Source organism: Mycolicibacterium chlorophenolicum, assembly GCF_001044235.1.
Classification (GTDB): domain Bacteria; phylum Actinomycetota; class Actinomycetes; order Mycobacteriales; family Mycobacteriaceae; genus Mycobacterium; species Mycobacterium chlorophenolicum.
On sequence record NZ_JYNL01000048.1, the window covers coordinates 14,552 to 32,306 of the forward strand.

Consider the following 17,755-nt stretch of genomic DNA (forward strand, 5'->3'; position numbering starts at 1 on the left):
AATGACGCTCAACCTCTCCGCCGATGACGTTCTGACGACCACACGCTCGGTGCGCAAGCGCCTCGATTTCGACAAGCCGGTACCCCGCGAGGTGCTGATGGAATGTCTCGACATCGCGTTGCAGGCGCCGACCGGGTCGAACAGCCAGGGCTGGCAGTGGGTGTTCGTCACCGACCCCGACAAGAAGCTCGCGCTCGCGGAGATCTACCGCACCAACGCCACGCCGTACCTGAACCAGGCCAAGCCGCAGATGGGCGACATTCGCGACGAGCAGCGCCCGCGGGTAGAGGATTCGGCGCGCTACCTCAACGACCACCTGGAGAAGGTGCCGGTCATGTTGATCCCGTGCCTGGAGGGCAAGCCGCAGGACGCGGTGTCGGGCGCGAGCGCCGGATTCTGGGGTTCGCTGATGCCCGCGGTGTGGAGCTTCATGCTGGCGTTGCGTTCGCGCGGACTCGGCTCGGCGTGGACGTCACTGCATCTGCTCGGCGACGGCGAGCGCCAGGCCGCCGAGTTGCTGGGCATCCCGTTCGAGTCCTACAGCCAGGCCGGGCTGTTCCCGATCGCCTACACCAAGGGCACCGACTTCAAGAAGGCCAAGCGGCTGCCCGCCGAGCAGGTCACGCACTGGGACACCTGGTGACTCACGTGGCGCCAGCGAAACCGTGCTGGCGCCACGCCTCGTAGACGGCCACCGCGGCCGCGTTCGACAGGTTCAGTGAGCGCCGCCCCGACAGCATGGGGATCCGCACCCGCGCGGTGAGGTGCGGATCCGCCAGCGTCGCCTCGTCGAGGCCCGTCGGTTCCGGCCCGAACAGCAGCACATCACCCGGTTGGTAGTCGATCTCGGCGAACGACGTGGTCGCATGAGCGGTGAACGCGAAGACCCGGGCCGGCATCACGGCCGCCCACGCCGCGGTCAGATCGGGATGCACGGTGACCGACGCGAGGTCGTGGTAGTCGAGCCCGGCGCGGCGCAGCTTCGGCTCGGACAGGTCGAAGCCCAGTGGCTCGACGAGGTGCAGTTCGCACCCGGTGCCCGCCACCATGCGGATCGCGTTGCCGGTGTTGGGCGCGATGCGCGGGGAGTAGAACATCACCTTGAACAAAGACGTGGTTTCCTTCCCGGGATATCTGCGACGATTCTTCCCAGACGTCGGCGGATCGAGGGGGTCGACTGTTGCATGAAGTGATCGCAAAGGGCGCGTCAACCGCCGCGCATCCGACGCCTCTGCTTTTCGTTCACGGGGCGTGCTCTGCGGCATGGATCTGGGATGACCACTTTCTGGATTTTTTCGCGGAGCAGGGTCACCATGCCCTCGCGCTGAGTCTTCGCGGTCATGGCGCGAGCAGCCTCGCGCAGCCGCTCGGATCCTGCTCGCTCGATGACTACGCCGAAGATGTCAGCATCGTCGCCGCCCAGCTGTCTTCACCGCCGGTGCTCATCGGTCATTCGATGGGCTGCTGGGTCGTGCTTAAGTGTCTGGAGAGTCGCGGTGCGCCCGCCGCCGTACTACTGGCGCCCGGGACGCCGCGGGGACTGCGGCGGTGGGCTCTGCGCGCGGTCCTTCGCCACCCGTGGCTCATGGTTCGCAGCAACACGTTCGGTAACCCCGTCGACCTGTTCGACAGTCGTGAACTGGCTCGTGAATTCCTGTTCGGTCCTGGCACGCCCGAGTCAGTCGTGGCGTCGTGTGTGAACCGTCTGACGCCCGAAAGCGCCCGGGCTGCACGGGACACGGTGAAACCGCTTCCCGACCCTCGCCGCGTGACAGCGCCGATGCTCGTCCTCGGCGCCGGCGGCGACGCATCACGGGTGGAGGGAGACGCGTCTGAAGTGGCCGCCACCTATCGGGCTGACTTCGAAGCGTTTCCGGACATGGGGCACGCCATGATGCTCGAGCCCGGATGGTCCGCCGTCGCCGAACGAATCCAGACCTGGCTGAACGGCAAGGGTCTCTAGCTGGCGGGACGACGCCCCGTTCGGCGTCAGTCCAGACAGGTCTCGTAGGTCGCGATCGAGATCAGCCCGGCGAGAGTGTCGACGTCGACCATCTCACTGCTCATCGCTCGCATCAGGGGTGAATCGCCGATTTCCGAGGCATCGGCCAGCAGAGCCATCTCCACGCCGTTGTGGGTCATTGCACTCCTTCAGTTCGTCTCCCTCGATTGTGCCTGCTCGCGGGCCCGCCCGGATCGGTGACACGCAACGGGTCGGAAACGAAACGGCAACGCCCACAAGGGCGTTCTGTTCAGGGCCTTTGCTGAAATCACGTTCGGATGTCGAACTGTGGAAACACGGTGATCGGGCTGGCATACTCATCGAATTGCCAGGCGCTTCACGCCCGCCCGACGAGGGCGCCCTCAGCAGGAAGCTTTATGAACGACGCTCGATCCCCGATCAAGCGGCCGCCGCGGTTGGCGCTGTCCAACTGGCCGGTCCGCGCGAAGGTCCTCGCCATCGTGCTGGTACCGCTACTGCTGGCGTGCGCCTTCGGCGGCCTGCGCATCTCCGCATCAGCCACTGCCGCCCGGGACCTGCGCGTCGCCGCCACCCGCGCGGACATGGTCCCTCCGGTCGCCGACTACATGGCCGCGCTGGAAGGCGTGCTGTTGACGGCCACCGACGGCGGCGACGTCCCGGCTGCGGTGACGACGTTCGATGACCGCACGTCGGCGCTGCGCAGCAGACTCGACGGCACCGAGGTCGACGACGCGGTGCGGCTGGCCACCAACACGCTGCTCGACTACGGCAAGGATCTGGCCGACAAGACCGTCGCGAACGCGATCGATCTGCGCACCCGCGTGATGACCTACGCGCCGTTGCTCATCACCGCCGAGACCGCGATCACCGGCCTGGTGTCCGGCGACGACGACACGGTGCGCTCGGCGGGGGATGCGCTCGCGCGCGCGGTCGGCGCCCGCGGCCAGATGACGATGCAGCAGATGCTCGTCGACCGCGGCGGCGATCTGCCCGAACCCGACCTGCGGTCGTCGATGATCACACTCGCCGGCACCGAGCCGTCGAACGTCTCGGCGATGGGCGCCTACCTCGGCGGCTCGTCCGACCCCGCCGCCTCGCTGCGGTCGGAGATGGTCAAGCGCATGTCGCTGCTGTCCGACCCCGGCGTCGTGCTCGCCGGCAACCCCGACCTGCTGTCCTCGCAGCGGATCACCCGCGGCATCGCCGACGGCGTCATCGCCGAGACCTCCCGCACGATCCCGGCCACTGTCGAGGACCAGGCCGCCGCCGCCCGCACCGCCGCGCTGCGGGACGCCGTGCTCGTCGGCGCCGCCATCGTGGTGGCGTTGCTGGTCGTCACCCTGGTGGCGCGCTCGCTGATCCGGCCGCTGCGCACGCTGCGCACCAGCGCGCTGAAGGTGGCCCACGAAGACCTCGCCCGCGAAGTGGAACAGGTCCGCGCCGACGGCAAGACCCCGCCGGTGCAGCCCATCGGGGTGCACACCTCCGAGGAGATCGGCCAGGTGGCCCACGCCGTCGACGAACTGCACGAACAGGCCGTCCTGCTCGCCGGCGAACAGGCCCGGCTGCAGATGCAGGTCACCGACATGTTCGAGACGCTGTCGCGGCGCAACCGATCCCTGGTCGACCAGCAGCTCGCGCTCATCGACCGACTCGAGAGCAACGAGCAGGATCCCGACCGGCTCGACAGCCTGTTCCGCCTGGATCACCTCGCGGCGCGGATGCGGCGCAACGGCGCCAACCTGATGGTGCTCGCCGGGGCGCGCATAGCCCGCGACCAGGCCGAGCCGGTGCCGATTGTGGAGCTGGTCAACGCCGCGGCCTCCGAGGTGGAGGACTACACCCGGATCGTCGCCGAGAGCCTGCCCGACAGCGCGGTCACCGGTGCGGCCGCCGGCGACCTGATGCACCTGCTCGCCGAACTGTTCGACAACGCGCTGCGCTATTCGCCGCCGGCGACGCAGGTGCGGGTGTCGGCCGTGTACACCGGCAACGGCGGCCTCGTCCTCGAGATCGCCGACACCGGTCTGGGCATGACCGAATCGGACCTGCGGGTCGCCAACACGCGGCTGCAGTCCGGCGGTGAGGTGAATCCGTACACCGCGCGGCACATGGGACTGTTCGTGGTGGGCCGGCTCGCCGCCCAGCACGGGCTGGTGGTCCGGCTGCGCACCACCGTCTCCGGTCAGCGCGACTCGGGAACCACGGTCGGCGTCTACGTCCCGGCTGAACTGCTGGTCGCGGCGGCCCAACCCACACCGTCTCCCGAGCCTGCGCCGGCACCCGTGGAACCCGTCGTCGTCGCCGCGCCGGTGATCGAGGCGCCCCCCGAGCCCGCTCCGGCCGGTCTGCTGCCCCAGCGCCGGCCGGGGGCCAGCGGCATCGCCGAGCCGGCGCCGCCCCAGCCGCGCCACGAGCCGGAGCCGCAGCCCGGCCCCGAGCCGGCACGGTCCGACGTCGCCGCGTTCTTCGCGCCGCGTCCATCCGAAGGCAACGGGCAGGCCCGCCATGCGCGGCACGCGAAAGAAGACAGCACCGACGACGACGCGATCTATCAGAAGATGCTCTCCGAGTGGTTGGTCGACCCGCACGAGCTGTCCCACAGCACCGATCTGAACTGGCAGACGGTCTGGGACCACGGATGGTCGGCGGCCGCCGCCGCGGACAACGCACCGGTGCTCGACCACACCGTCGAGGGACTGCCGGTGCGCCGACCCGGCGCGCGGCTGGTGCCCGGTGCCCCCGACGATGCCGGCAACGGTTCCGGCGCCCATGCCGCCCGGGATCCCGACGCCGTACGCGCCGGAATCGTCAACCACTTCGGCGGCGTGCACGCCGGACGCCTGCGGGCCCAACAGGAGCGGGGGACCCCCGGTGAGTGAGTCACTCGACTGGTTGGTGGCCCGGTTCGCCCGGGAGACGCCGGGGGTGTCGCACGCGATCCTGGTGTCGGCCGACGGCCTGCTGGTGGCGGCGAGCGAGCACATGCCGGGGGAGCGGGCCGATCAGCTGGCCGCCGTCGCGTCGGGGCTCGCCAGCCTGTCGACCGGCGCCGCGCAACTGTTCGACGGCGGCTACGTGCTGCAGTCGGTGGTCGAGATGGAGAACGGCTACCTGCTGCTGATGCGGGTGGGCGACGGCTCGAACCTGGCGACACTGGCGGCGCGGACCGCCGACATCGGCCAGATCGGTTACGAGATGGCGATCCTGGTGGAACGGGTGGGCGCGGTGGTCGCATCGGCGCGGCGAAGCACGCTGTGACCGAGGGCGCGGATCCGGCGCCGCGACTGGTCCGCCCGTACACCCTGACGGCGGGCCGGACCGACTCACGTGTCGAGTTACCGTGGGAGGCCCCCGTCGGAGCGGCGACGCCGCCGCAGCCCCCCGACTGGCCGGGCACCGACGTGCGCGCCCGGATCGTGGCGCTGTGTGCGCGACGGCCCTCGGTCGCCGAGATCGCCGCGCATCTGGGTCTGCCGCTCGGCGTGGCGCGCGTGCTGGTGGGCGACCTGGTGATGCAGGGTTATGTGACCGTGCACGACACCCTGGCCGACGCGACGACGGCCGACGAACGACGCGAACTGATCGGAAGGACACTGCGTGGCCTCAAGGCACTCTAGGACCGCCTCGACCAAGATCGTCGTCTCCGGCGGCTTCGGCGCCGGCAAGACGACGTTCGTCGGCGCGGTGTCGGAGATCGTGCCGCTGCGCACCGAGGCACTGGTCACCGACGCCTCGGAGGGACTCGACGAGCTCGCCGCCACCCCGGACAAGTCGACGACGACCGTCGCGATGGACTTCGGCCGCATCAGCCTGGCCGACGACCTGGTGCTCTACCTGTTCGGTACGCCGGGGCAGCGCCGATTCTGGTTCATGTGGGACGACCTGGTGCGCGGCGCGATCGGCGCGATCATCCTCGTCGACGTCCGCCGCCTGGCCGACAGCTTCGCCGCGGTCGACTTCTTCGAAGCCCGCAACCTGCCGTTCCTGGTCGCGGTCAACGAGTTCGACGGCGCCCCACGGCATTCGCTGCAGGCGGTGCGGACCGCTCTCGCCCTGCCCGACCACGTGCCGCTCATCAGCGTCGATGCCCGTAGCCGCGAATCGGCCAAGGACGCACTGATCGCCGTCACCGAATACGCACTGAGCCGGCTGGCGCCGACCGGCTGACCGGGATGGACGATCAGACCGACAGGGAGTTCGACGGCCACGATTTCCGCGACGAGGACTTCAGCCGGATCCGCACCGAACGGGTGGTGTTCGACGGCTGCGACTTCTCCGGAGTCGACATGGCGGAGTCCGAGCACATCGGCTCGGCGTTCCGCAACTGCACGTTCCGACGGACTACCCTGTGGCACAGCACGTTTCGCCATTGCAGCTTTCTCGGGTCGACGTTCGTCGAATGTCGCATGCGGCCACTGACCGTGGTCGAGGCGGACTTCACGCTGGCGGTGCTGGGCGGGGCCGACCTGCGCAAGGTCGACCTGTCCGACTGTCGATTGCGCGAAGCCGGCCTGGTCGGCGCCGACCTGCGGGAGGCGGTGCTGGCCCGCGCGGACCTGACCGGGGCGCGGGTGCAGGGAGCGCGGTTGGAGAAGGCCGACCTGCGCGGCGCCCGCGCCGATCCGACGTTCTGGACGACGGCCGCGCTGCGCGGCGCCCGGATCGACATCGAGCAGGCGCTGGCCTTCGCAGCGGCGCACGGTCTGGACATCCGCGGCGGCTGAAATCGGCAGGTCAAAAAACCGCACGTGACGGGGTGTTTGACCCCACAGCCGAAAAGTCGCATATCAGGTGCGCATTTAACTAGCGTCAGCGACATGCAGCTCACCCGGTTCACCGATCTCGGACTTCGGGCCATGATGCTGCTCGCGGCCGGGGAGGCCGAGGGGCGGCGGGTGACCACCCGGTCCATCGCCGCCAGCGCCAACGCCTCCGAGCATCACATCGCCAAGGCGGTGTCCCGGCTGGCAGACCTCGGCATGGTGTCGGCGCGGCGCGGCCGCGTCGGCGGGCTGGAGTTGACCGAACAGGGCCGCGTCGCCTCGATCGGTTGGCTCGTCCGCAGCCTCGAGGGCGACCGCGAGGTCATCGAATGCGGCGGCGACAACCCCTGCCCGCTGGTGCCCGCCTGCCGCCTGCGGCGCGCGCTCGCCGAGGCCAAGGAGGCGTTCTACGCCGAACTCGACCGCTACACCGTCGCCGACCTGGCGAGGTCGCCGAATCTGACTGTGCTGCTGGGCTCCCCGCAGACGATCCCCGAAAGGAACCCCCGATGACCCTCACCGCCGCTCCGGTCGCACTGGAACCCGCGCACGCGCAGATCGTGTCCGCGACGCTCCCGCTGATCGGCGCCCACATCGACGAGATCACCACGGAGTTCTACCGCCGGATGTTCGCCGCGCACCCCGAGTTGCTGCGCAATCTGTTCAACCGCGGAAACCAGGCGCAGGGTGCGCAGCAGCGCGCGCTCGCCGCGTCGATCGCCACGTTCGCCACCCATCTCGTCGACCCGGAACTGCCGCACCCGGTGGAGCTGCTGTCCCGCATCGGGCACAAGCACGCGTCTCTCGGCGTCACCGCCGACCAGTACCCGATCGTGCACGACAACCTCTTCGCCGCGATCGTCGAGGTGCTCGGGGCCGACACCGTCACCCCCGACGTCGCCGAAGCGTGGGACCGCGTGTTCTGGATCATGGCCGAGACGCTGATCGACATGGAGCGCGATCTCTACCGCAGTGCCGGCGTGGCCGAGGGCGACGTGTTCCGCCGCGCACGCGTGGTGTCCCGGGTGGACGATCCGTCGGGTGCGGTGCTCATCACGGTGCGCTGCGCCGGCCGGCCCTTCGCCGATTGCATTCCGGGACAATATGTCTCGGTCGGTGTGACGATGCCCGACGGGGCGCGGCAGCTGCGGCAGTACAGCCTCGTCGACGCGGCAGGCGAGGGGGAGCTGACGTTCGCGGTGAAGCCCGTCGCCGCCGTCGACGGACGGCCCGCCGGCGAGGTGTCCAGCTGGATCGCGGCCCACGTCTGCGTCGGTGATCTGCTCGACGTGACGGTGCCGTTCGGCGATCTGCCGGCCCCGACCGGCCGCGAACCGCTGATGCTGATCTCCGCAGGCATCGGGGTGACCCCGATGGTGGGCATCCTCGCGCACCTCGCCTCGGCGGCGCCGCACACCCCCGTGCACGTTCTGCACGCCGACCGCAGCGACCAGGCGCACCCGTTGCGCGAGCGTCAGCACGAGCTGATCGCCGCGCTGCCCCACGCGACGTTCGACGTCTGGTACGAGGACGGGCTGATCGCGGGCACAGCGGGAGCTCACCCCGGTCTGCTGAACCTCGACGGCGTCGCGATCGCCGGCGACGTGCAGGTCTACCTGTGCGGCAACAACGGCTTCGTGCAGGCCGTCCGGAAGCAGCTGGCGGCCAAGGGCGTCGATGGGGCGCAGGTGCACTGCGAGCTGTTCGCGCCCAACGACTGGCTGCTCGGCTGATCAGTCCCCGGCGCTGACCGCGCGTGTCACCAGCTCGGCGATCGCGCGGCAGTAGCCGGGGTCGACGTCGTCGTTGCTGAACAACGCGAACGTGTGCAGCGGCGCGGTCAGCAGCTGCAACGCGACCGTGGGCCGGACGTCGGAGCGCAACTCGCCGCGGCGTGCGGCGCGCTCGAGCACCGTCTGGATGACGTCCCGACGCAGGGCCCAGAACGCGAGCCGGCTCTCGATGTCCACGGTGTAGGACTTGGAATCGATGACGAGCATCCGGACGATCCGGCGGCCCACCGGCTGATTGAGGTAGTGGCCCACCCACAACGCCAGCTCGGTCAGATCCCCCTGCAGCGTGCCGGTGTCGGGGGTGGTGGTCATCATCTCGCTGTAGCTGAGTAGCGCGTCGAGAATGAGTTGCTGCTTACCGCCCCACGTTCTCTCGATGTAGTCGTGCTCGAGCCGGGAGCGCTGGGCGACGCCCTCGATGCTGAAGCGGTCCATGCCCCACTGCTGCAATTCCGCGAGAGCCGCGTCCAAGGCGATGGCACGCATCGCTGAATCGGTATCAGTCACCGGCACGTCCCCCTCGCAGACCACCCCGTGTAGATCCTAATTGCGCCCGCGACGGACCTTGAACACCAATTCAGGCGCGTGACTACGCGGTCTCTACGCGGCTTTGAGCCGGATCTTCCAGCGGACCAGACCCAGATAGCCGACGCAGATCGCGGCTTGCATCGCCATGTTGAACCACCACGTGCCCGCGGTGTGTTTCCAGTGCGAGTCCTGCGGCGTGAGCGGGCCGGGTACCAGCCTGAGCAGATCGATCGTCGACGCGGTCGAGGCGAAACCCCACCGGGCAGGCGTCACCCATGACATCTGGTCGAGCACGATGCGACCGGTCACCGGGATCATGCCGCCCTGGAAAACCAGCTGCGACATGATCGCGATCACCAGCAGCGGCATGATCTGTTCGTTGGACTTCGCCAGCGCCGACAGGGCCAGGCCGACCATGGCCGCGCCGACACAACAGGCCGCGACGTCGACGTACAACTCGAGGGACCGGTTGGGGATCACCGCGCCGCTCGTGACCGCGCCCTCGCCCCAACCCTTGCCGATGATGTTGATGGCGACCACGACACCGGATTGCAGGAGCGCGAACCCGGCGAAGACGATGACCTTGGCGAACATGTAGGCGGTCGTCGACAATCCGACCGCCTGCTCGCGCAGGAAGATCGCCCGTTCACCGATGAGCGCCCGGATCGTCAGTGCGGTGCCCATGAAGATGGCGCCGACGTTGAGCAGCACCAGAATCTGTCCCGGTTCGTTCGGCGCCTCGCCGCCCTGGATCGCGGGTACGGGTACGCCGAAGCCGACGTTGCCTGGCACCGACAGCGACAGAGCGCCCATGATGAACGGCAGGAACGCCAGGAAGATGAAGTAACCGCGGTCGGAGATGATGAGCCGCATCTGGCGGCGAGCGATCGTGGAGAACTGTTTTCGCACGCTGGTGCGCGTCGGCGAGCCGAGGTCTGCGGGCTGCTGGGTCGCCGGCCGGGGTGGCGGTGGACCGTGGAGTTCGAGGTAGCGCCGTTTGGCGCTGTCCGGATCGCTGGCCACCGAGCTGAAGATGTCGGCCCAGTTGGTGGTGCCCAATTCGTGGCCGATCTGGTGGGGCGGACCGTAGAACGCGGTCTTGCCTCCCGGGGCGAGCAGCAGCACCTGATCGCAGACGTCGAGGTAGGTCAGCGAGTGGGTGACGACGAGCACCACGCGTCCGGCGTCGGCCAGCTGGCGCAGCATCGTCATCACCTGGCGGTCCAGGGCGGGATCCAGACCCGAGGTCGGTTCGTCGAGGATCAGCAGCGACGGGCCCGTGAGCAGTTCGAGCGCGACCGATGCGCGTTTGCGCTGTCCGCCGGAGAGCTTGTCGACGCGGGTGTCGAGGTGGTTGGTCATCTCGAGTTCCTCGAGCACCTCGTTGACGACCTGTTCGCGGTCCGCCTTGGTGGTGTCGGGGGGCAGTCGGAGCTCGGCGGCGTACATGAGTGCCTGGCGGACGGTGAGCTCGCCGTGCACGACGTCGTCCTGCGGCACCATGCCGATTCGGGAGCGCAGCGAGGCGTACTCGGCGTGCACGTCGTGGCCCTCGAACGACACCTGCCCGGCGGTCGGATGGGTGTAGCCGGCGACCAGGCGGGCGAACGTCGACTTGCCGGCACCCGACGGGCCGATCACCGCGGTCAGCGTGCCGGGCCGCGCCGACATCGAGATGTTGTCGAGCAGCGTCTTGTTGTTCTCGATCGTCCACGTCACGCCGTGCACCTCGAGGCCGCCGGTGGCGGTGGCGGCGGCGGTCTCGGTGCGACGGACCAGGGTGCCGTCCCGGAACACCAGGTCGACGTTGCCGATCGTGACGGTGTCGCCCTCGTCGAGCCGGGCGGTCTCGACGCGGGACCCGTTGACGAACGTGCCGTTGATGCTGCGGTTGTCCCGGATCTCGGTCCCGGTCGGGGTCGAGACCAGCGTGGCGTGGTGGCGCGAGGCCAGCACGTCGGCGATGACGATGTCGTTGTCGCTCGCGCGGCCGATCTTGATCGACCCGGGCGGCACCTCCGGCGCGCGGCCGGGCCGCAGGATCTTGAGCATGCTGGTGGCGAGGTTGCCGTCGCCGCCCGAGCGGGGCGCCGCGGCGGGCCCCATCTGCGTGACCGACTCCATCGCCGGTGACGAGATCGGCTGATGCGCCGGAGCCGGCGACGGCAGGGGCCGCGACGGCGGTGGCGGGGGATACCCGGTGCGCGGACCGGTGGGATAGGACCGCGGCGCCGGAGGGCGCGTCGTCGGCGACTGGCTCGGCCACGTCGCACTGGGCCGGGCCGCCGCCACCGGAACCGCCGTGGTGGGCGGCGGGCTGCCCGCCGAGCCCTGGTGCCGGCCCACCTCGAAGGTGAGCAGCGGACCGTCCGGGTTGCCGACGTGGATCTGCGCGCCGTCGGCGATGTCGACGGCCGGCACCCGGCGCCCGTTGACGAACATGCCGTTGAGCGACCCGTTGTCGATCGCCAGCCAACGGCCCTGGTCGAAGCGCAGCACCAGGTGGGCGCGGGAGATCAGCGGATGGGCGATCCGGACGTCGGCGCGCAGGTCGCGGCCGACGACGACGTCGTTGCCGGCCGCGAAGGTGCGTGTGGATCCGTCGTAGCGGACGGTCAGCGCGGGGGGTGTCGGTCGGCTCACGGAGCCGCTCCGGCGGCGACATTAGACATCGCGGCCAACTCTATCGGTAGGCCGTCAGGGACGAATGTGCCAGCTGACGGTGTCGGTGATCTGTTGCAGCGCTGTTATCCGGTCGTTCTCAACGGTGAGCACATGGGCGAAGGCGGCGTCGACCGCCGATGCGTCGTCGTGAGCGCGTCCCCGGTAGGTGCCGAGGACGACGACGCGGCGCGCGTCTCCGTCGGGCACCTCCAGGAACTCCACCGGCTCGACGGCGATGTCGTAGTCGGCGGCGATGCGGCCCCACACGCCGGTGATCATCGCGACACGCCCATGGTGATCACCTCCTACGCCGCGGGGCATGCCTGCGCTGACCCTTGCCTCGAAATCCTCTGTGAGCAAGGCGAATAGTGCGTCGACGTCGTGGTGGGCGAGGGCGGTGTACAAGCTCTGGGCGACGTCTGTTGCGGTCGGCATGGCGGCTCCTTCTTTATTAGAGACTATCCTCTATTTTAGGGTGGAGCAATGCCCCGGCCCGCCCGATACACCGTCGACGCTCTGCTCGACGCCGCGGCGGACCTGTTGGCCGCCGACGGCCCGGCTGCGGTCACCATGTCGGCGGTCGCGCGGAGCACCGGTGCGCCGAGTGGCTCGGTGTACCACCGGTTCCCGACGCGGGCGGCGCTGTGCGGCGAGCTGTGGGTGCGCACAGAGGAGCGCTTCCAGGACGGACTGATCGAGGCTCTCGTCGCCGAGGACGACCCTCAGCAGCGGTGCGTGTCCGGCGCCCTGAGCATCGTGGCGTGGTGTCGCGCGCATCCCGTCGAGGCCGAGGTGCTCCTGGCCGGCCCCGACGAACTGGGCATCGGGGAGTGGCCCGAACAGCTGACCGGCCGCCGGAAACGCTTGCAGCGCAGGCTGAAAAAAGCGCTAGGAGACATCCCGGACGACGCGGGACGGGTCAGTGCCGCCGTGATCGACGTGCCGTACGCGATCGTGCGCCGTCACCTACGCGCCCGGCAAGCCATCCCCGCCAGCGCGGACGCGATCGTCGAGGACTGCGCCCGGGCGCTCATCCGCCCGAGCTGACCACCGACGGCGAGCCCGTCACCACGCAGTGCGTGTGGCTGTAGATGGTGGCCATGCACTGATTGCAGTGCGTGCACAGCGACTTCACACTGCTGTCGGCCTGGATGCGGTGCAGCAGGTCCGGCTCGGCGAGCAGCGCGCGTCCCATCGCCACGAAGTCGAAGCCCTCGGCCATGGCCAGGTCCATCGTCTCGCGGTTGGTGATGCCACCCAGCAGGATGAGCGGCAGCGACAGTTCGGCGCGGAACAGCCGGGCGTCGCGCAACAGGTAGGCGTCGCGGTAGGGGTACTCGCGCAGGAACTTCGTCCCCGTCATCCGGATGCCCCAGCGCAGCGGCGGTTTGAACGCGCCGGCGAACTGCTTGATGGGGGCGTCGCCGCGGAAGAGATACATCGGGTTGACCAGGGAACTGCCCGCAGTCAGCTCGATGGCGTCCAGTCCGCCGTCTTCTTCGAGCCACTTCGCGGTCTGCAGCGCCTCCTCGGTGGAGATGCCGCCGCGCACGCCGTCGCTCATGTTGAGCTTGGCCGTCACGGCGATCGGCGTGCCCGCCTTCTCCACCGCCCGGCGCACCGCGAGCACGGTGCCGCGCGCGACCTTGGCTCGGTTGGCCAGCGAGCCGCCGAACTCGTCGTCGCGCCGGTTGATGAGCGGGGACAGGAACGAGCTGGCGAAGTAGTTGTGGCCCAGATGCACCTCGACCGCGTCGAAGCCGGCCTCGATGGCCATCCGCGCGGCCTGGGCGTGCGCCTCGGTGATGTCGAGGATGTCGTCGCGGGTGGCCCGCTTGGCGAAGCGCATCGACAGCGGATTGAAGAAGCGCACCGGCGCGTAGGCGGTCGCCCTGTTCGACCGGGCGTTGGCCACCGGCCCGGCATGGCCGATCTGCGCGCTGATCTTGGCGCCCTCGGCGTGGATGGCGTCGGTGAGCCGGCGCAGCCCCGCCATCGCCTCGGGCCGCCAGTAGATCTGATTGCCCTCGGTCCGCCCGCCCGGTGCCACGGCGAGGTAGGCCACCGTGGTCATGCCGACGCCGCCGGCCGCCGGCAGCCGGTGGTAGGTGATCAGGTCGTCGGTGACCAGAGCGTTCGGGGTCGACGCCTCGAACGTCGCCGCCTTGATGACGCGGTTGCGCAGCGTGATCGGACCGAGCGCTGCGGGACTGAACACATCGCGGACAGCTGTCATGTCGGTGAGCCTGTCACAATGTTCGCCGTGGGTGCGATCACTTTGGACGGTAAGGCCACGCGCGACGAGATCTTCGTCGACCTCACCACGCGCGTCGCCGCGTTGACAGAGGCAGGGCGCACGCCGGGGCTCGGCACCGTGCTCGTCGGCGACGACCCGGGGTCGCAGGCCTATGTGCGCGGCAAGCACGCCGACTGCGCGAAGGTCGGCATCAACTCGATCCGCCGCGACCTGCCGGCCGACATCAGCCAGGCCGAGCTGCTCGACACGCTCGACGAACTCAACGCCAACCCGGACTGCACCGGCTACATCGTGCAGCTGCCGCTGCCCAAGCATCTCAACGAGAACGCCGCACTCGAGCGCGTCGACCCCGGCAAGGACGCCGACGGGCTGCACCCGATGAACCTGGGCCGGCTGGTGCTCAACGAGCCGGCGCCGCTGCCGTGCACCCCGCGCGGCATCGTTCATCTGCTGCGGCGCTACCAGGTGGAGATCGCGGGCGCGCACGTCGTGGTCATCGGGCGTGGCGTCACCGTCGGCCGTCCGTTGGGTCTGCTGCTCACCCGGCGATCGGAGAACGCGACGGTGACGCTGTGCCACACCGCAACCCGGCACCTGCCGCAGATCACCCGGGAGGCCGACGTCATCATCGCGGCGGCGGGCGTGCCGCACATGGTGACAGCGGAGATGGTGCGGCCCGGCGCCGCGGTCGTCGACGTCGGGGTGAGCCGTGACGACGCGGGCAAGCTGGTCGGCGACGTGCACCCGGATGTCTGGGAGGTGGCCGGTCACGTGTCGCCCAACCCCGGTGGGGTGGGTCCGCTGACGAGGGCGTTCCTGCTCACCAACGTCGTCGAGCGCGCCGAGGCCGCCGCCGCGTCGTGAGGTTCGCGCGCAGGGTGTTCGCCGGGCAGTGGCCGATCCTGGCTGTCGGTTTGTGCCTGGTGGCGGCGTTTCTGCTGGTCGCGGCCGGCTACTGGCGCCGCGGCGCGCTGGTGATGGCCATCGGCGTGGGGGTCGCCTCGGCGTTGCGGCTGGCGTTGCCGGAGGACCGGGTGGGGCTGCTGGCGGTGCGCAGCAGGATCGTCGACGTCGCGACGACCGCGTCGGTCAGCGCGGCGATGCTCTACATCGCGTGGACGATCGACCCGCTCGGCACCAGCTGACCGAACCGCTCGATCGCGAACGTGCATTCCCTGTAGCGCGTCGGCGCTCGGCGCGACCGTGTAAGCACGCTCGCGGAAGGCCTGGAGGCGGCGCTCGCGCGTTGGGTGAACAAATGTTTAGTTACCCGTAGGTAGGGATATTCCCCGTCCGTCCTTCGTCGCTGTGACTGCAGTCACAGCGAACTTTCAGCGACGTGATCGGGGAGATGCATGGCCGGACTGGTGAAGACAGTGACGCGCTGGACCAAGGCGCCGGCCCGCGACGTCGAGGCGCCGACCGGGAGCTGGGTCAACATGGTCCGCGGGCTCGCCGCCCGCGCGACGACCCCTCTGCTGCCCGACGACTACCTGTCTCTGCTCAACCCGCTCTGGTCGGCGCGGGAGCTGCGCGGCGAGATCGTCGACGTCCGTGCGGAGACCGAGGATTCCGCGACGGTGATCATCCGACCGGGCTGGGGGTTCGCCCGGGACTACCGGCCGGGCCAGTACGTCGGCATCGGTCTGCGGGTCGACGGCCGCTGGCACTGGCGGTCGTACTCGCTCACCTCGGTCCCCGAGCAGACCGAGGGCGAGATCTCGATCACCGTCAAAGCGACCCCCGAAGGGTTTCTGTCCACCCACCTCGTCGGCGGCGTCGAACCGGGCACGATCATCAGGCTGGCCGCTCCGCAGGGGGAGTTCACCCTGCCCGACCCGCCACCGGAATCGCTGCTGTTCATCACCGCGGGAAGCGGCATCACCCCCATCATGGCGATGCTCCGGTCCCTGCACGCCCGCGGCCAGCAACCCGACATCGTGCATGTGCACTCCGCGCCGTCTGCCGACTCGGTCATCTTCCACGACGAACTGCGGGAACTGGAACGTCAGCAGCGCGGGTACCGTCTCCATCTGCAGCTGACGCAGCGCGACGGCAAGGTCGAACTCGACGACCTCGACCAGATCGTCGGCGACTGGCGGGATCGCTCGGCATGGGTGTGCGGCCCCTCGGCGATGCTCGATGCGGCCGAAAAGGTCTGGGACGACAACGGTCTGGCTGATCAGCTCAACATGGAGCGCTTCACCATCGCCGCAACCGACAAGGGTGGCGAGGGTGGCACCGTGCACTTCGGGATCTCGGACACCTCCGCCGAGATCGACGGCGCCACCACGATCCTGCAAGCCGGCGAGGACGCCGGAATCCAGATGCCGTTCGGTTGCCGGATGGGCATCTGCCAGACCTGTGTGCTCCCGCTCGAGGAGGGGCACGTCCGGGACATCCGCTCCGGGCAGGAACACGGTGCGGGCGACCGCATCCAGACATGCGTGTCCACCGCATCCGGCGACTGCACCATCAAGATCTGAGGAGACCTCCATGGCGATCACCGACATCAAGGCCTACGCGCACCTGACCGACGAGGACATCGAGGCGCTCGCGGCCGAACTCGACCAGCTCCGGGCCGACATCGAGGAGTCCCGCGGGGAGCGCGACGCCCGCTACGTCCGGCGCACCATCCAGCTTCAGCGTGCACTGGCCGCCGGCGGCCGCATCGCACTTTTCGCGAGCAGCAGCCGGATCGCCCGGATCGCGGGCACCGCGATGCTGGCCTCGGCCAAGATCATCGAGAACATGGAGCTGGGGCACAACGTCATTCACGGTCAGTGGGACTGGATGAACGACCCGGAGATCCACTCCACCGAATGGGAGTGGGACACCACCTGCCCGTCCTCACAGTGGAAGTACTCGCACAACTTCGTGCACCACAAGTACACCAACGTGGTCGGCCTCGACAGCGACGTCGGCTACGGCATCATGCGGGTCACCCGCGACGAACCGTGGGAGCGGTGGATGATCGGGAATCCGATCTACAACCTGCTGCTGGGAACGCTGTTCGAATGGGGTGTCGCCGCGCACCACATCGAGGTCGACAAGATCCGCAAGAAGGAGAAGACCTGGGCGCAGGCACGCAAGGACATGCGCGTGATGGGCCGCAAGATCGCGAAGCAGGTCGGCAAGGACTACATCGTGTTCCCGGCGCTGACCGGAACCAACTGGAAGCACACGCTCAAGTGCAACGTGGTGGCCAACCTGATTCGCAACTACTGGTCCTACATGGTGATCTTCTGCGGACACTTCCCCGACGGGGCCGAGAAGTTCACCGTCGAGGAGTTCGAGAACGAGACGCGCGGGGAGTGGTATCTGCGACAGATGCTGGGCTCAGCCAACTTCCACGCCGGTCCGGTCATGGCCTTCATGAGCGGCAACCTGTGCTACCAGATCGAGCACCACCTGTTCCCGGACCTGCCGAGCAACCGGTACGCCGAGATGAGCGTGCGGATCAAGGAGCTGTGCGAGAAGTACGACCTGCCCTACACCACCGGACCGCTGCTGCGGCAGTACTGGCAGTCGTTCTGGACCATCCTCAAGCTCGCGCTGCCCGACGAGTATCTGAAGGCCGACAGCGACGATGCGCCCGAGACGCACTCCGAGCGACGCTTCCGCCGCGTCGAGCGCAGCCCCGGTACCCCGAAGCGGGGTCTGCGCACCGCGATCCGGGAGCGCACGAAAGCCGCCTGACGGCGGCGCTTTCGCCGAGTGTACGGTTTGTGACGCCGCCACTCGCGAGATGCGTCAGAAAGCG

General features: G+C 69.1%; 20 protein-coding genes. 14 read left to right on the plus strand and 6 right to left on the minus strand.

Annotated elements, in window-relative coordinates; genetic code table 11:
• Position 1 precedes the first annotated feature (1 nt).
• Positions 2–643, plus strand: a complete 642-nt coding sequence (locus tag MCHLDSM_RS18920; protein ID WP_048471500.1) for a nitroreductase family protein — start codon at positions 2–4, stop codon at positions 641–643.
• A 1-nt stretch (position 644) separates the two neighbouring features.
• Here the strand turns inward: MCHLDSM_RS18920 and MCHLDSM_RS18925 are convergent, their stop codons facing one another.
• Positions 645–1,109: a tRNA (cytidine(34)-2'-O)-methyltransferase gene (locus MCHLDSM_RS18925; protein ID WP_048471501.1), complete on the minus strand. Its 465-nt coding sequence runs from the start codon at positions 1,107–1,109 to the stop codon at positions 645–647.
• A 71-nt stretch (positions 1,110–1,180) separates the two neighbouring features.
• On the opposite strand from MCHLDSM_RS18925, the gene MCHLDSM_RS18930 reads away from it, so the two are divergent.
• Positions 1,181–1,963, plus strand: a complete 783-nt coding sequence (locus MCHLDSM_RS18930) for an alpha/beta hydrolase (RefSeq protein ID WP_048471502.1) — start codon at positions 1,181–1,183, stop codon at positions 1,961–1,963.
• A 26-nt stretch (positions 1,964–1,989) separates the two neighbouring features.
• Here MCHLDSM_RS18930 and MCHLDSM_RS38540 read toward each other — a convergent pair whose 3' ends face one another.
• Positions 1,990–2,142, minus strand: coding sequence for a hypothetical protein (locus MCHLDSM_RS38540; RefSeq protein ID WP_168440056.1), 153 nt, complete (start codon positions 2,140–2,142; stop codon positions 1,990–1,992).
• 237 nt (positions 2,143–2,379) lie between these two features.
• Between MCHLDSM_RS38540 and MCHLDSM_RS18935 the strand changes: the two genes are divergently transcribed.
• The 7 genes from MCHLDSM_RS18935 (at position 2,380) to MCHLDSM_RS18965 (ending at position 8,483) form a co-directional block, all read left to right on the plus strand.
• Complete coding sequence (locus MCHLDSM_RS18935) at positions 2,380–4,866, plus strand: sensor histidine kinase (protein WP_048471503.1); 2,487 nt, start codon at positions 2,380–2,382, stop codon at positions 4,864–4,866.
• Positions 4,859–5,245, plus strand: coding sequence for a serine protease inhibitor (locus MCHLDSM_RS18940; protein ID WP_048471504.1), 387 nt, complete (start codon positions 4,859–4,861; stop codon positions 5,243–5,245). Before MCHLDSM_RS18935 ends, MCHLDSM_RS18940 begins: the two co-directional genes overlap by 8 nt.
• A complete protein-coding gene (locus tag MCHLDSM_RS18945) occupies positions 5,242–5,604 on the plus strand; it encodes a DUF742 domain-containing protein (RefSeq protein WP_048471505.1) in 363 nt (120 codons plus the stop codon). The genes MCHLDSM_RS18940 and MCHLDSM_RS18945 overlap by 4 nt, the downstream gene beginning before the upstream one ends.
• On the plus strand, positions 5,585–6,154 hold the full coding sequence (locus MCHLDSM_RS18950) for a GTP-binding protein (RefSeq protein WP_048471506.1): 570 nt from the start codon (positions 5,585–5,587) through the stop codon (positions 6,152–6,154). Before MCHLDSM_RS18945 ends, MCHLDSM_RS18950 begins: the two co-directional genes overlap by 20 nt.
• 5 nt (positions 6,155–6,159) lie before the next feature.
• Entirely contained in the window at positions 6,160–6,711 is a 552-nt protein-coding gene (locus tag MCHLDSM_RS18955; RefSeq protein ID WP_048419390.1) for a pentapeptide repeat-containing protein, read from the plus strand.
• Positions 6,712–6,804: 93 nt separating this feature from the next.
• Positions 6,805–7,263 carry an RrF2 family transcriptional regulator gene (locus MCHLDSM_RS18960; protein WP_048471507.1) on the plus strand — a complete coding sequence of 153 codons (459 nt, stop codon included), beginning with the start codon at positions 6,805–6,807 and terminating at the stop codon, positions 7,261–7,263.
• A complete protein-coding gene (locus tag MCHLDSM_RS18965; protein WP_048471508.1) occupies positions 7,260–8,483 on the plus strand; it encodes a globin domain-containing protein in 1,224 nt (407 codons plus the stop codon). The genes MCHLDSM_RS18960 and MCHLDSM_RS18965 overlap by 4 nt, the downstream gene beginning before the upstream one ends.
• Here the strand turns inward: MCHLDSM_RS18965 and MCHLDSM_RS18970 are convergent, their stop codons facing one another.
• The 3 genes from MCHLDSM_RS18970 to MCHLDSM_RS18980 all read right to left on the minus strand — a co-directional run bounded on the left by MCHLDSM_RS18970 (position 8,484) and on the right by MCHLDSM_RS18980 (position 12,170).
• The gene (locus MCHLDSM_RS18970) at positions 8,484–9,050 is read right to left on the minus strand and encodes a TetR-like C-terminal domain-containing protein (RefSeq protein WP_048471593.1); all 567 of its coding nucleotides are present in this window, start codon (positions 9,048–9,050) and stop codon (positions 8,484–8,486) included.
• A gap of 93 nt (positions 9,051–9,143) precedes the next feature.
• Positions 9,144–11,714, minus strand: coding sequence for an FHA domain-containing protein (locus tag MCHLDSM_RS18975; protein WP_048471509.1), 2,571 nt, complete (start codon positions 11,712–11,714; stop codon positions 9,144–9,146).
• A 54-nt stretch (positions 11,715–11,768) separates the two neighbouring features.
• Positions 11,769–12,170 carry a nuclear transport factor 2 family protein gene (locus tag MCHLDSM_RS18980; protein ID WP_048471510.1) on the minus strand — a complete coding sequence of 134 codons (402 nt, stop codon included), beginning with the start codon at positions 12,168–12,170 and terminating at the stop codon, positions 11,769–11,771.
• A 48-nt stretch (positions 12,171–12,218) separates the two neighbouring features.
• Between MCHLDSM_RS18980 and MCHLDSM_RS18985 the strand changes: the two genes are divergently transcribed.
• A complete protein-coding gene (locus MCHLDSM_RS18985; protein WP_048471511.1) occupies positions 12,219–12,782 on the plus strand; it encodes a TetR/AcrR family transcriptional regulator in 564 nt (187 codons plus the stop codon).
• On the opposite strand, the gene MCHLDSM_RS18990 is transcribed toward MCHLDSM_RS18985, so the two are convergent.
• Entirely contained in the window at positions 12,766–13,971 is a 1,206-nt protein-coding gene (locus tag MCHLDSM_RS18990) for an NADH:flavin oxidoreductase (RefSeq protein ID WP_048471512.1), read from the minus strand. The two genes, MCHLDSM_RS18985 and MCHLDSM_RS18990, sit on opposite strands and share 17 nt — an antisense overlap.
• A gap of 27 nt (positions 13,972–13,998) precedes the next feature.
• Here MCHLDSM_RS18990 and MCHLDSM_RS18995 point away from each other — a divergent pair, with 27 nt between their 5' ends.
• From MCHLDSM_RS18995 to MCHLDSM_RS19010, 4 genes are all read left to right on the plus strand, one after another.
• Entirely contained in the window at positions 13,999–14,856 is an 858-nt protein-coding gene (locus tag MCHLDSM_RS18995; RefSeq protein ID WP_201780390.1) for a bifunctional methylenetetrahydrofolate dehydrogenase/methenyltetrahydrofolate cyclohydrolase, read from the plus strand.
• Entirely contained in the window at positions 14,853–15,137 is a 285-nt protein-coding gene (locus MCHLDSM_RS19000; protein WP_048471514.1) for a DUF3017 domain-containing protein, read from the plus strand. Before MCHLDSM_RS18995 ends, MCHLDSM_RS19000 begins: the two co-directional genes overlap by 4 nt.
• A 210-nt stretch (positions 15,138–15,347) precedes the next feature.
• Positions 15,348–16,478 (plus strand): ferredoxin reductase, encoded by a 1,131-nt coding sequence (locus MCHLDSM_RS19005; RefSeq protein ID WP_048471515.1) that lies wholly within the window; start codon positions 15,348–15,350, stop codon positions 16,476–16,478.
• A 10-nt stretch (positions 16,479–16,488) separates the two neighbouring features.
• Positions 16,489–17,691: a fatty acid desaturase family protein gene (locus tag MCHLDSM_RS19010; RefSeq protein ID WP_048471516.1), complete on the plus strand. Its 1,203-nt coding sequence runs from the start codon at positions 16,489–16,491 to the stop codon at positions 17,689–17,691.
• The last annotated feature ends 64 nt before the right edge of the window (positions 17,692–17,755 follow it).

What these genes read in the sequence shown, in the direction of transcription:
- MCHLDSM_RS18920 (WP_048471500.1), top strand. Translation starts at nt 2, where the DNA reads ATGACGCTCAACCTCTCCGCCGATGACGTTCTGACGACCACACGCTCG.
- MCHLDSM_RS38540 (WP_168440056.1), bottom strand. Translation starts at nt 2,142, where the DNA reads ATGACCCACAACGGCGTGGAGATGGCTCTGCTGGCCGATGCCTCGGAA.
- MCHLDSM_RS18935 (WP_048471503.1), top strand. Translation starts at nt 2,380, where the DNA reads ATGAACGACGCTCGATCCCCGATCAAGCGGCCGCCGCGGTTGGCGCTG.
- MCHLDSM_RS18955 (WP_048419390.1), top strand. Translation starts at nt 6,160, where the DNA reads ATGGACGATCAGACCGACAGGGAGTTCGACGGCCACGATTTCCGCGAC.
- MCHLDSM_RS18960 (WP_048471507.1), top strand. Translation starts at nt 6,805, where the DNA reads ATGCAGCTCACCCGGTTCACCGATCTCGGACTTCGGGCCATGATGCTG.
- MCHLDSM_RS18965 (WP_048471508.1), top strand. Translation starts at nt 7,260, where the DNA reads ATGACCCTCACCGCCGCTCCGGTCGCACTGGAACCCGCGCACGCGCAG.
- MCHLDSM_RS18980 (WP_048471510.1), bottom strand. Translation starts at nt 12,170, where the DNA reads ATGCCGACCGCAACAGACGTCGCCCAGAGCTTGTACACCGCCCTCGCC.
- MCHLDSM_RS18985 (WP_048471511.1), top strand. Translation starts at nt 12,219, where the DNA reads ATGCCCCGGCCCGCCCGATACACCGTCGACGCTCTGCTCGACGCCGCG.
- MCHLDSM_RS18990 (WP_048471512.1), bottom strand. Translation starts at nt 13,971, where the DNA reads ATGACAGCTGTCCGCGATGTGTTCAGTCCCGCAGCGCTCGGTCCGATC.
- MCHLDSM_RS19005 (WP_048471515.1), top strand. Translation starts at nt 15,348, where the DNA reads ATGGCCGGACTGGTGAAGACAGTGACGCGCTGGACCAAGGCGCCGGCC.
- MCHLDSM_RS19010 (WP_048471516.1), top strand. Translation starts at nt 16,489, where the DNA reads ATGGCGATCACCGACATCAAGGCCTACGCGCACCTGACCGACGAGGAC.